At 64.5% G+C, this 13276-nt stretch carries 8 protein-coding genes; 1 reads left to right on the top strand and 7 read right to left on the bottom strand.

The window, feature by feature from the left end; translation table 11 throughout:
• Positions 1-10 precede the first annotated feature (10 nt).
• The 7 genes from FJ951_RS01870 to FJ951_RS01840 all read right to left on the bottom strand — a co-directional run bounded on the left by FJ951_RS01870 (position 11) and on the right by FJ951_RS01840 (position 8656).
• Positions 11-655, bottom strand: a complete 645-nt coding sequence (locus tag FJ951_RS01870) for a helix-turn-helix transcriptional regulator (RefSeq protein WP_140496665.1) — start codon at positions 653-655, stop codon at positions 11-13.
• Between the two features lie 123 nt (positions 656-778).
• Positions 779-1324, bottom strand: a complete 546-nt coding sequence (locus FJ951_RS01865; protein WP_140513237.1) for a thioesterase family protein — start codon at positions 1322-1324, stop codon at positions 779-781.
• 64 nt (positions 1325-1388) lie between these two features.
• Positions 1389-3608 (bottom strand): 3-hydroxyacyl-CoA dehydrogenase NAD-binding domain-containing protein, encoded by a 2220-nt coding sequence (locus tag FJ951_RS01860; protein WP_140513235.1) that lies wholly within the window; start codon positions 3606-3608, stop codon positions 1389-1391.
• A gap of 14 nt (positions 3609-3622) precedes the next feature.
• Complete coding sequence (locus FJ951_RS01855; RefSeq protein ID WP_140513233.1) at positions 3623-4831, bottom strand: acetyl-CoA C-acetyltransferase; 1209 nt, start codon at positions 4829-4831, stop codon at positions 3623-3625.
• Between the two features lie 31 nt (positions 4832-4862).
• Complete coding sequence (locus tag FJ951_RS01850; protein WP_140513232.1) at positions 4863-6032, bottom strand: acyl-CoA dehydrogenase family protein; 1170 nt, start codon at positions 6030-6032, stop codon at positions 4863-4865.
• A 109-nt stretch (positions 6033-6141) separates the two neighbouring features.
• A complete protein-coding gene (locus tag FJ951_RS01845) occupies positions 6142-7932 on the bottom strand; it encodes an acyl-CoA dehydrogenase (protein ID WP_140513230.1) in 1791 nt (596 codons plus the stop codon).
• Positions 7933-8194: 262 nt separating this feature from the next.
• The gene (locus FJ951_RS01840; protein ID WP_140497287.1) at positions 8195-8656 is read right to left on the bottom strand and encodes a MerR family DNA-binding transcriptional regulator; all 462 of its coding nucleotides are present in this window, start codon (positions 8654-8656) and stop codon (positions 8195-8197) included.
• A 445-nt stretch (positions 8657-9101) separates the two neighbouring features.
• Between FJ951_RS01840 and FJ951_RS01835 the strand changes: the two genes are divergently transcribed.
• On the top strand, positions 9102-13112 hold the full coding sequence (locus tag FJ951_RS01835; RefSeq protein WP_140513228.1) for a peptidoglycan-binding protein: 4011 nt from the start codon (positions 9102-9104) through the stop codon (positions 13110-13112).
• Positions 13113-13276 lie beyond the last annotated feature (164 nt).

Genomic DNA, 13276 nt, shown 5'->3' with positions numbered 1-13276 from the left:
AGCCCGCACCCTATTGGCTTGCCCAGACGATCCGCGCCACCCATTCAACCTCGCGCATGGGAATGTCGCGGTCCGGATGATCGGGATTGAGCGAAACCAGTGCGATCGACCTGGCGGTCTGGCGATCGAGCACCTTGGCCATCACCTCGCCGCCCGTCGTCTTGACGACGACGCGATCGCCCTTGCGGATGAGGGCTGCCGGCTCAACAATGAGCACGTCGCCATTGCGGTAGAGCGGCAGCATTGAATCGCCTTGCACCTGAAGCGCATAGGAACTCTCGGTCGATTGCGCCGGCAGTTCCACCAGATCCCAGCCTTGACCGGCCGGGAAGCCGGCATCGTCGAAAAACCCGCCGGCGCCGGCCTGGGCAAAGCCGAGCAGCGGAACGGCACGCCCGCGGGCGGGCATCGCGCCGTGGCCGGCCCGACCTTCTATCAGCCCGGTGAATTCGTCGAGCGAAGCGCCCGTCGCCTCGATGATCTTGGCCAGCGATTCGGTCGAGGGCCAGCGCGGCCTGCCGTCCGACGACAGTCGCTTCGACTTGTTGAAGGCAGTCGAATCAAGGCCGGCCCGCTTCGCCAGGCCGGAAGCCGAGAGCGAATACCGCTCGGCCAGAGCGTCGATGGCGGCCCAAACACGGTCATGCGAGAGCAATTCCGCTCTCCTTGCAAAAAGGAAAAAATGCCTTTCCTTTCTAGTCTTCGAATGAAGGTTTGTCCACCGGCTGTGGCATCGCATCACATCTTCCTGCTGGCCGCGCCAATTCCGGTTCCCGGGTCAACCGGTCCGCTTGGCCTGATCGCGCAGGTCTTGATGCGAGGCCATGAACGCCCGCTCGGCTTCGCTGGGCGGACGCGGCTGTGCGGAGCGGCCAAGCGCGGCGACGACCTCGTCAATGTCGAGAAAGCGCCGGGCGGCGCGGTCGTAGACGCCGGCCGTCGTCATGATCAATGCGGCGGTCTCGCCATTGTCGAGGACGAAACGGTGCTTGCCGATGACCTGGCTGCCTTCCCAGGTCTCGATCGAAGACACCACTTCGAAACGCCGCCACAGTTTGATCTCACGCATATAGGCCGATTGCAGCCCGCCGATCATCGGCGCCCAGCCATTCGTTCTCGCCAGCGTGATGAGGCCGGCGCGGATGAAGATATCGATGCGGCCAAGGTCCGCCAGCATCATGTAGCGGGCATTGTTGAGATGGCGATTGAAATCGATGTCCGTCGGCAGGCAGCGAAAGGCCAACCGGCTTTCGTCACCCATCTGGTAGGAGCCACGGCTGCCCGCCGTGGCCATCATACGCGCAAGGCGCCCCCAGACATACATTACGGCGCGGCGCGTCTTTTCGGACGCGCCAGGGACGCCGCGGCATCTTTGATTCCGACCACGCTCAGGCCGCCTGCTTCACGTCGCCCTTCGCGTAGGGGTCGAAGCGCTGGTAGAAAGTCTCGCCCTTCTCTGCCATGTCGAGCAGCAGCCTGGGCACCTTGAACTCGGCGCCGTATTTCTTCTGCAAGCCCTTTGCGATCTTGACGAACTGCCCGGCGCCGATGCCGTCGATGTAGGACAGCGCGCCGCCCGTATAGGGCGCGAAGCCGAAGGCCAGGATCGAGCCAACATCGGCCTCGCGCGGATCGGTGACGATGCCCTCCTCCATCACCCGAGCCGCTTCCAACGCGATGGTGACCAGCAGGCGCTGCTGCAATTCCTCGTAGTCGACCTTCTCCGGCTTGAGCTGCGGATAGAGCTCCTTAAGGCCCGGCCACAGCTTCTTCTTGGCCGGCTTGGCCGGATAGTCGTAGAAGCCCTTGCCGTTCTTGCGGCCGAAGCGGCCGTGGTCGTCGACCATGGTGTTGATCAGCGCCATCTGCTTCGGGTCGACCGCCTTCTCGCCGAGATCCCTGATGGTCTGCTTCATGATCTTCTGGGCAAGGTCGATGGCCGTCTCGTCGGTCAACGCCAGCGGGCCGACCGGCATGCCGGCGGCCTTGGCGGCGTTCTCGATCATCGGCGCCGGAACGCCCTCGATCAACATCTTGTAAGCTTCCGACATATAGCGCAGGACGCAACGGTTGACGTAGAAACCGCGCGTATCGTTGACGACGATCGGCGTTTTCTTGATGGCGCGCACGAAGTCGATCGCGGTGGCCAGCGCCTTGTCACCGGTCTTCTTGCCAAGGATGATTTCGACCAGCATCATCCTGTCGACCGGCGAGAAGAAATGGATGCCGATGAAATTCTTCGGCCGCGCCGAATTCTTGGCCAGGGCGGTGATCGGAATGGTCGAGGTGTTCGACGCGAAGACCGCCGACGACTTCAGCGCCGCTTCCGCCTGTTCGGTGGCGCTTTTCTTCACCGCGGAATCCTCGAACACCGCCTCGACCACGAGATCGCAGCCGGCAAGGTCGGCATAGTCCGATGTCGGCGTGATCAGCGACAGGAGCCTGTCCTTGTCCTCGGGCTTGGCACGCCCCTTCTTCACCTGATCCGAGATCAGGCCATCCGAATGGGCCTTGCCCTTCTCGGCGGACTCCATGTCGCGGTCGAGCAGCACCACCGGGATGCCGGCTTTGGCCGTGACATAGGCGATACCGGCGCCCATGAAGCCCGCGCCGAGAATACCGATCTTCTTGAACCTGGTTTCCGGCACGCCGGCCGGGCGGCGCGCGCCCTTGTTGAGTTCCTGCAACGATACGAACAGCGAGCGGATCATCGCCGCCGCTTCCTTGGTCTGCATGATCTCCGTGAAATAGCGCTGTTCGATCCTGAGGGCGGTGTCGAACGGCACCAGCAGGCCCTCATAGACGCATTTCAGGATCGCCGCGGCGGCCGGATAATTGCCATAGGTCTCGCGGCGCAGGATGGCGATGGCCGGCGGCCACAGATTAGCGCCCGCCGCCGAATAGACCGGGCCGCCGGGCAGCTTGAATCCCTTCTCGTCCCACGGCGCTACCGGCTTGAGGCCGTTCCTGATCATGGCCTTCGCAGTCTCGACCAGCTTGGCCGGCTCGGCGACCTCGTGGATCAGGCCCATCGCCTTCGCCTTCTGCGGCGACAGGTTCTGGCCGGAGGTCAGCATTTGCAGCGCCTGCTGCTGGTCGGTGAGACGCGGCACCCGCTGGGTGCCGCCGGCGCCCGGGAAAATACCGATCTTCACCTCGGGGAGCGCCATCTTCACCTTGTCGGAATCGGCGGCGACGCGGCCATGGCAGGCCAGCGACATTTCGAATGCACCGCCCATGCAGGTGCCGTTGATTGCTGAAACCCACGGCTTGCCCGATGTTTCCAGCTTCCGGAACAGACCGGTCATGGTGCCGGCGTTTTCGAACAGCGCCCTGGTCGCCTTTTCGAGATCCTTGCCCTTTTCAGCCGCGAAGGTCGTCAGCATCTTCTGGAGCATGGTGATGTCGGCGCCGCCTGAGAACGTATCCTTGCCGGAGGTGATGACCGCGCCCTTGATGGCGGCGTCGCCCGCCACCCTGTCGACAATGGCGTTCAGCTCGCGCATCACCTCCTCGGTGAAGACGTTCATCGAGCGGTCCGGCATGTTCCAGGTGACCAGCGCAATGCCGTCGGCGTCGATGTCGAGGGTGAAATTGGTGTAGCTCATCGTTTCTCTCCCCGTCAGACGCGTTCGATGATGGTTGCGGTGCCCATGCCGGCGCCGATGCACAGCGTCACCAGCGCGGTGTTCAAATCGCGGCGCTCGAGCTCGTCCAGCACGGTGCCGAAGATCATCGCGCCGGTGGCGCCCAGCGGATGGCCCATGGCGATGGCGCCGCCATTGACGTTGATCCTGTCGTGCTCGATATCGAAGGCCTGCATGTAGCGCAGCACCACGGAGGCAAAGGCCTCGTTGAGCTCGAACAGATCGATGTCCGACAGCTTCATCTTGGCGCGCTTCAACAGCTTCTCGGTGACGTCAACGGGGCCGGTCAACATCAGCACCGGCTCGGAGCCGATGTTGGCGAAGGCGCGGATGCGCGCGCGCGGTTTCAGGCCCATGGCCTTGCCGGCCCTCTTCGAACCGAGCAGCACGGCCGCCGCGCCATCGACGATGCCCGACGAATTGCCGGCATGGTGGACGTGATTGACCTCCTCCACTTCCGGATGCTTCTGCACCGCGACGGCGTCGAAGCCGCCCATTTCGCCGGGCATGACGAAGGAGGGATTGAGCGAGGCCAGCGACTGCATGTCGGTCGATGGGCGCATATGCTCGTCATGGTCGAGGATGGTGAGGCCATTCTGGTCCTTGATCGGGATCACCGAATTCTTGAAGCGGCCATCGGCCCAGGATTTTGCCGCGCGCTTCTGGCTCTCGACGGCATAGGCGTCGACATCATCCCGGCTGAAGCCGTATTTTGTGGCGATCAGGTCGGCCGAAATACCTTGCGGCACGAACCAGCCGGGCAGGCCGACCGAAGGGTCCATGAACCAGGCGCCACCCGAGGCGCCCATGCCGACGCGCGACATCGATTCGACACCGCCGGCAATGACGATCTCATCGGCGCCCTGGGCTATCTTGGCGGCGCCGAAATTGATGGCGTCGAGGCCGGAGGCGCAGAAGCGCGAGATCTGCATGCCGGGCGCCGAGGTCGCGTAGCCGGCCTCGAAGGCCGCGGCGCGCGGAATGACCGACCCCGCCTCGCCGACCGGGTCGACACAACCGAAGATGATGTCGTCGACAGTTGCAGTGTCGAGCCCGTTGCGGTCGCGCAGCGCCTCCAGCGTCCTGGCGGCGAGCCGCACTGCCGGCACTTCGTGCAGCGAGCCATCCTTCTTGCCCCTGCCGCGCGGCGTGCGAACGGCGTCATAGACGTAAGCTTCGGCCATTTTCCTGCTCCTTGGGTTTGCCGATCGATGCTCAGAGCGAGCGGCCGATCAGCAATTTCATGATCTCGTTGGTGCCGCCATAGATGCGCTGGACGCGGGCGTCGCGGAACATGCGGGCGATCGGATATTCATTCATGTAGCCATAGCCGCCATGCAATTGAAGGCATTCGTCGACGACTTTGCCCTGCAGGTCGGAAAGCCAGTACTTGGCCATCGACGCCGTCACCGGATCGAGACCGCCATCGATGTGGCGCGCCACGCAATCATTGTAGAAGACGCGGCCGATCGTGGCCTCGGTCTTCAGTTCGGCCAGCTTGAACTGGGTGTTCTGGAAATCGATGACCGCCTTGCCGAACGCCTTGCGCTCCTTGACGTATTCGATGGTCAGCGCCAGCGCGCGCTCGACCATGGCAATCGCGCCGGTGCCGATCTGCAAACGCTCCTGCGGCAATTGCTGCATGAGCTGGATGAAGCCTTGTCCCTCCTCGTGGCCGAGCAGGTTGGAGGTCGGCACACGCGCATCGTTGAAGAACAGTTCGGACGTGTCATTGGCCTTCAAGCCGATCTTGTCGAGGTTGCGGCCGCGCTCGAAGCCATCGACCTCGTCGGTCTCGACGACGATCAGCGAAGTGCCCTTGGCGCCCTTGTCCGGATCGGTCTTGGTGACGACGATGATGAGATTGGCAAGCTGGCCATTGGTGATGAAGGTCTTGGAGCCATTGATCTTGTATTGGTTGCCGTCCCTCTCGGCCCGCGTCTTGACGCCTTGCAGGTCGGAGCCGGCGCCGGGCTCCGTCATGGCGATGGCGCCGATCAGTTCGCCGGTGGCGAGCTTCGGCAGCCATTTCTTCTTTTGCTCCTCCGAGCCGTAGTGGAGGATGTAGGGGGCGACGATCGAATTGTGCAGGCCGATGCCGAAGCCGTCGACGCCGACATGGCCGATGGCCTCGATGATGGCGCTCTCATGGGCGAAGGTGCCGCCCGATCCGCCATATTCCTCCGGCATGGAGGCGCAGAGCAGGCCGGCGGCACCGGCCTTCAGCCAGCTCTCGCGGTCGACCATTTCGTTCTTCTCGAACTCGTCGTAACGCGGCGCGATCTCTTCGGACATGAAGCGGTGCGCCATGTCGTAGAGCATGCCGACCTCGTCCGCCGCCCAGGCGGGCTTCGGCAGGCCAAGGATTTCGGCTGGGTTGGTCATGCGATGATCTTCCTCCCAAGGTCTGCCATCGAAATTGAGATCCGCGCACTGTCGCGGCGACCCCTGCCGGCCCTTTGGACCGCCCTCCCTCAAGGGAGAGGGACCATTTCTAGAACGCTTCCGCCGGCAGTGCCATCAACGTATCGGCGCCACTGGAGATGCGGGCGAGACGCGTCGCGGTTTCCGGCATGATCCGCTCCATGAAGAAGCGCGCCGTCACCAGCTTGTTGTCGTAGAAGGACGACGCGCCGTTGGCGCCCGCCTTGCCTTGGGCGGCCCTGGCCATCCGCGCCCACATATAGCCGAGCGCCACGAGGCCGAAGAGATGCATGTAGTCGGTCGAGGCGGCGCCGGCGTTGTCGGGCTTGGCCATACCGTTCTGCAGCAGCCACATGGTCGCCGCCTGAAGATCGTTGAGGCTCTTCTTCAATGCCTTGGTGTAGGGGGCCATCTTCTCGTCGGCGCGGTTCTCTTCACAGAACTCGCCGACTTCCTTGAAGAAGGCCTGCACCGCGCGGCCGCCGTTCAGACCCAGCTTGCGGCCGACGAGATCGAGCGCCTGGATGCCGTTGGCGCCTTCATAGATCATGGCGATGCGGGCATCGCGCACGAACTGGCTCATGCCGTGCTCTTCGATGTAGCCATGGCCGCCGAACACCTGCTGCGCCATCACGGCGTGATCGAAGCCCTTGTCGGTGAGCACGCCCTTCACCACCGGCGTCATCAGCCCGGTGTAGTCATCGGCCGCCTGGCGGTCCCTGTCGTCTGCGGAGCGATGGGCGATGTCCGACTTGATCGCCGTCCACAGCGCCAGCGCGCGGCCGGCCTCGTTGAAGGCCCTCATGGTCATCAGGCTGCGGCGGATGTCGGGGTGGACGATGATAGGATCGGCCTTCTTGTCCGGCGCCTTCGGCCCCGACAGCGAGCGGCCCTGCAAGCGGTCCTTGGCGTAGGCGACGGCATTCTGGTAGGCAATCTCCGACAGCGACAGCCCCTGCAGGCCGACGCCGAGCCGTGCCTCGTTCATCATCGTGAACATCGCCTTGAGACCGCCATTGGCCTCACCCAGCAGCGTGCCTTGCGCCTCGTCATAGTTCATGACGCAGGTCGAATTGCCGTGAATGCCCATCTTCTCCTCGATCGAACCGCAGGAGACGGTGTTCCTCTCATCGGGATTGCCAGAAGCATCGAGCTTGAGCTTCGGCACGATGAACAGCGAGATGCCCTTCACCCCTTCGGGCGCCCCCTCGATGCGGGCCAGCACCAGGTGGACGATGTTGTCCGCCATGTCGTGCTCGCCGGCCGAGATGAATATCTTCTGGCCCGAGATCTTGTAAGTGCCGTCGCCATTCGGCACGGCCTTGGTGCGCAGCAGGCCCAGATCGGTGCCGCAATGCGGCTCGGTCAGGTTCATGGTGCCGGTCCAGGCGCCCTCGACCATCTTCGGCAGCCATTTGGCTTTCTGCTCGTCGGTGCCATGGGTGATGATCGCCGCGATCGCGCCCTGCGTCAGGCCCGGATACATCATCAGCGACATATTGGCCGACACCATATACTCGGCCACGGCGGTATGAACGGCATAGGGCAGGCCCTGGCCGCCGAACTCGACGGGCGCCGCCAGCCCCATCCAGCCGCCCTCGCGATACTGATCGAAGGCTTCCTTGAAGCCCTTCGGCGTCGTCACCGAGCCATCGTCATGGCGCACACAGCCTTCCATGTCGCCGACACGGTTGAGCGGATGCATTACGTTTTCCGCGAGCTTGGCGCCCTCGGCGAGGATCGCCTCCAGCACGTCGGGCGTTGCATCGGAAAAGCCGGGGAGATTGGAATAGCGCTGGTAGCCCAGCACCTCGTTGAGCACGAACAGCGTATCCTGCACCGGCGCCCTGTAGATCGGCATGCTCTTCTCCACCCTGCGGACCTGATCCGAAACCCCCGAATTCATGTCAGGCGGCATGCGGACCCGTGTTCAGCGGGAGATAACAAAAATTGACGTTTGCGTAAACGTCAATTCAGCCGATGCGACAAAATTTCTCCTGCACCGCAGCAAACCGCACGCGATGCAGTACATGTGTTGGAACCCTCAATGACAAAAGCCGCGTGGCGCTCGCCACACGGCTTTTTTCGATCATGGATGTTGCGCCGCAAGGCGGCGGCCCAAATCAGCCGGCGACGCTCGCCTGCGGCGCCGAGCGCTCGACCAGCATCTGCCGGACGGCAGCCATGGAGGTGCTCAACTCGCTGATGGCGTCATCGATGAGCGTGCGCTGCTTCTGGAGGCGGGCAAGCTGCTTCTCCGACTTGTCCAATGCCAGCCGCAACTGCTTGGTGTTGGAGCCGGTGGGATCATAGAGATCCATCATCTGCTTGACGTCGCGCAACGAGAACCCGACCTTGCGGCCGAGCAGGATCAGTTTCAGCCGAACCCTGTCGCGGCGCGTGTAGAGGCGGGTTGAACCGTCGCGCTGCGGGTTGAGCAGGCCCTTGTCTTCGTAGAAACGCAGCGTGCGCAGCGTCACGCCATATTTCTTGGCCATTTCGCCGATGCGGACGAGGTCCTCGCCCGAGTCAACGGATATAGTGTTGGTATTGGCCGCGGTCTCGCCGGCCGAGATAAGCTTCATGGTCACTGGCTTTCCCCGTCTGTGGCGTCGCGGTCCTGGACCAAGCGATGCCTGACTGAAAGCGGGGGCGTGCTTCCAGCCGTGGTTTCGACAAACAAATCGCAAACAGCACGCTTGATGCGCCTTTTACGTTTACGTCAATTCTATACCGATAGCCCTCTCATGACGCAAGGGCGTTGTGCGGGCGGCGCTTTATGCCGCAGCGGCCGGTTCACCGCGAACTTCGTCGCAACTTCTTAAGCTTGGTTAACGCGTTGTTTACCACGTTGGGCGAATTGTGCGCATGTCGGCTACCCGTGTTTATCCTGTATCGATTTTTTCACGGTTTTTCGGAGCGCGGGTGAACCCGGGAAGCTTGTCTTCCACCGTGGTGCGGTCGCCTTCGTTCCGGCGAGGATTTGGGGAGCTGGTCGCAAACCGGCCAATCTGAAAGACGGACGCACCGATGAACAGCAAGCGGTCCTACCTCGACACACTCAACGCCGGCAGGCAGCGCAGGCCTCAGACCACGCTCGAGCAGTTGAACCGCTCGCTGGAGACGCTGGAACAGCGGCTGGAGAGGACGCGCGAGGATACGATGGCACGTCCCGATCCCCGCCAATATGGCGCCGAACCGCGCTATCCCGCAGCACAGCCTTCGGCTCAGCCGCGCTGGTACCAGGATCCGCAGCCCGCGCCGCATCCGCAGGCCCCGATGCCGGCGCCGGCCGTCGGCCAGAACTACCAGAACCTTGCCCGCGATATCGACCGCATCCGCGGCCAGGAAGACAGCGTTGCCATGGTCGGCAAGATCGCCGGCGAGCTGCGCGGCATGCGCGAGGAATTGCGCCACCAGATGACTGCCGGGCTGCAGAGCGAATTCGAGGCGCTGCGCAAGGACATCGACCGCGCACTGCTGGCAAACGCCAAGTCAGGCGCTTCGGGCAAGGGCAGCGCCGAACTTGGCCTCGAATTCGAGCGGCTTTCCGGCGCCATCAAGACGCTGTCGGAAAAAAGCGACGACAGAAGCGTCAACATGCTGCGGCTCGAACTCGAACAGGTCAAAGCCGCGCTCGACACGCTGGCGCGCGAGGAGAGCGTGCAGAAGGTCGACCGCCGCTGGGACGATTTCGATCGTCGCTGGACAGCCTTCGAGGACCGCGTCGACGCCGACCAGCGCAACCGCTCACCGGACCCCGCCATTTCGGGCCTGACCGATCGGCTGGAGCAGATCAGCAACGCCGTCAACAACCTGCCGGAATCGCTATCCCTGCGCTCGCTGGAGGAAAAGGTCCGCACGCTGGCCAGCGCCGTGGATCATTTCGCCAGCCAGCAGGACAATCGCGGCGGCAGCACGCTGGCCATGATCGACGAGCGGCTGGACGAGATCTCCCGCGCCATCGTCGCCTCGACCGTCGCGGCACAGGCCAATACGCTCGACCATGAAGCCTTCGAGCGCATCGAGAAACGGATCGATTCGCTCGCCCGGCAGATCGAGGAAGTGGCGCAGGACCACCCCGGCAACGCCGTCGTCGACCGGCTGAACACGCTGTCTAGCCGGGTCGACGAACTCGCCGGCCGCGCCGCCCTGCCCGAGCAGGCAATGGAACGGCTGGCCAAGCAGATCGCGCTCATCGCCGACAAGATCGACCAGGCGCCGGCCATGCCAGACGCCGACTATATCTTCCACGGGCTGGAGCAACGCTTCGACGTGCTGTCGTCGATGATGGAACGGCGCCAGGGCGACGCCATCGAACAGGGCAACATGTTGTTCCGCGATCTTGAGCGCCGACTGGACGAGGTTGCCGACCGGCTCGACCGGCGCATGCCGCAAGTCGACGGCGCCGGCATCATGGAAGCCATCGATGCCCGCTTCACGGCGCTCGCCAAGCGCATGGAAACACGCATTCCCGACCCCGCCGGCGAAGCCGCGATCCGTGGCCTGGAAAGCCGGCTCGAAGACATTTCGAGCCGCCTGGACTCGTCCGCCGCGCAAGTCGCCGGCATCGATCCGGCGCTGATCCGCAGCCTGGAGGCGCAAGTCGCCAGCCTGTCCGCCCACCTGTCCAGGCCCAGCGCACCGCTGCCGGAGTTCGAGGACATCAGCCCACGCCTCAATGAAATCGAGAAGGCGCTGGCGGGAACGCGCGACTCCATCCTTGGCGCGGCGCGCGAGGCGGCCGAGAACGCGGTGCGCTCGCTGGCCGGCTCGGGCGCCGACACGTCGGCGGTTTCCGGCCTTGCCCAGGACCTGAAGACGCTCGAGACGCTGACACGCCGTTCCGACGAGCGTAACTCGAGAACGTTCGAGGCCATCCACGACACGCTGCTCAAGATCGTCGACAGGCTGGGTTCGCTGGAACCAGGCGAACCGTCCGAGGCGATGAGCGAGCTCCTGGACGCACGCCCGGATGAAGCGATCGGCAAGCGCCGTGGGCGAGCCGGCAAGATGGCCGTGGACGCTCCGTCGATGGATATCGACGAGCCCATGCCGCTGACAGGGGACATGGCCGATCTCGACGGCCGCGCCGCCGCGATCATGCGCAGCCAGCCCGCTTCGCCACGCGGGCCGGGTGCGCGCTCGCCCGCGGAGGCGGCGGCCGCCGCCGCCATGGCCGCGCTTGGTTCCGATCCGATCGCCGGGAAGGGCGAGCCGGCAAGCCGCCGCAAATCGATGTTGGGCGGCCTGGCGCGCGCCTTCAAGGGCAAGAAGGAAGCAGACGTTCCGCCGCTGGCGGGCTCGATGCCGGGTCCGGAAATCCCGAGCGTCGACCTCGACGAGCCGCTCGACCCGAAAATGGCCAATCGGCCACTGGAGCCCGGCTCCGGCGCGCCCGACCTCAACGCCATCATGAAGCGCGTGCGCGACGAGCGCGGGCAACCGGCAAAGCTCAGCGACAGCGATGCCGCAAAATCGGACTTCATCGCGGCTGCCCGCCGCGCGGCGCAGGCCGCCGCCGCCGAGGCCGACGCCTTGAAGCGCCAGTCGACGATGAAGGGACCGGTGAAGGCGCTCAGGATCGGCGACCTGCTCAAGGCGCGGCGCAAGCCGATTCTGATGGCGGCCGCTGCGATCATGCTGGCGCTTGCCGGCCTGCAGCTTGGCAAGGCGTTCCTCGCCGATCCCGCCCAGGTGGCAAGCAATGATGCGCCGGCCGTTGCCTCGCAACCGCTGGAAACCGCATTCGTCGACGCTGCGAGCCCGCCCAGGCCGAAAACCCAGTTGGCGGCAGCGAACAGCGAACCGGCCCGTGAGGTCAGGCAGGCCGAGCCCTCCGCTCCGGCGGTCAAGGACGACATGGTGGCGCAGACCGCGCTCGCCATGCCGTCGGACGGCGATGGGCCGACGAACGCTGGCCCGACGGCGGAGCGGGCTCCGACGGCGATGGCTCCCGTCATGCCTGCCGGCGCGGGTGCGGCAGGCTCCGACGCGATGGCTTCGGCAGAACCCATTTCCGCCGGTCCCGTCGCAGCGGCTCCTTCTTCTCCGGCACCTTCCGCTGCTGCCGGCGGAACGCAAACGACGGACAGCGGTGTCCAACCGACAGTGGCTGCACCGGCCATGGCCAATGACAGCACCGGCGCCGTCGTGCCCGCCGGCGCTCCCGCGGCCCCGGCCAAATTCGACATTCCCGCCGATGCAGGCCCGGTCGCCCTGCGCGACGCCGCAGCCACCGGCGACGCCAAGGCGCTGTTCGAGATCGGCTCGCGCTATTCCGAGGCGCGCGGCGTCAAGGAAGACATGGCGGCCGCGGCCAAATGGTATGAAAAGTCCGCGGAACTCGGCTTCGCTCCGGCCGAGTATCGCATCGGCAATTTCTACGAGAAGGGCATCGGCGTCCCGCGCGACATCAAGAAGTCGAAGACCTGGTACCAGCTCGCCGCCGAGCAGGGCAACGCCAGCGCAATGCACAATCTGGCAGTGCTGTTCGCCATGGCCGCGGACGGCGTGACCGACAATGAATCGGCCGCGCACTGGTTCCAGGAGGCCGCCGATCTCGGCGTGAAGGACAGCCAGTTCAATCTCGGCATCCTCGCCGCCAAGGGCGTCGGCATGAAGCAGAACCTGGAGGAGTCCTACAAATGGTTCGCGCTCGTCGCCAAGACCGGCGACAAGGACGCTGCCGCCAAGCGCGACGAGATCGCCAACGCGCTGCGTCCCGAGCAACTCGAGCGCGCCCGCGCCGCCACCGAATTGTGGAAGGCCAAGCCGCTCGATCAGGCCGCCAATTCGGCCGACATTCCCGAATCCTGGCAAGACGGCACACCGCAGACCACGGCCAGCATCGATATGAAGAAGGCGGTCAAGAATATCCAGCTTATCCTCAACAAGAACGGCTACGACGCCGGCGGCGCCGACGGCGTGATGGGCGCGAAGACCAAGAACGCGATCGTCGCGTTCCAGACTGACAACAAGCTGCCCGCGACTGGTGCGGTCGACGAAAAGCTGGTCAAGGCGTTGCTGGCGCGCAAATAGCGGCAGGAGCGTCGTATCCGCGACGCCCCTGCCACACATTTGCCTGTTAACTGCTTGAGATGTTTTTTGTTTCGGCGCGGCGGCGGGGTTTGACCCGGCCGCCGCTTCGGCGCAAGGAAAAATTGGCTTTTCGGTGCGATACTATCCGCAACGGCGGTATTCGC

This window comes from Mesorhizobium sp. B2-2-3, from assembly GCF_006442405.1.
Classification (GTDB): Bacteria; Pseudomonadota; Alphaproteobacteria; order Rhizobiales; family Rhizobiaceae; genus Mesorhizobium.
This window is presented reverse-complemented; position numbering and strand designations above follow the sequence as displayed.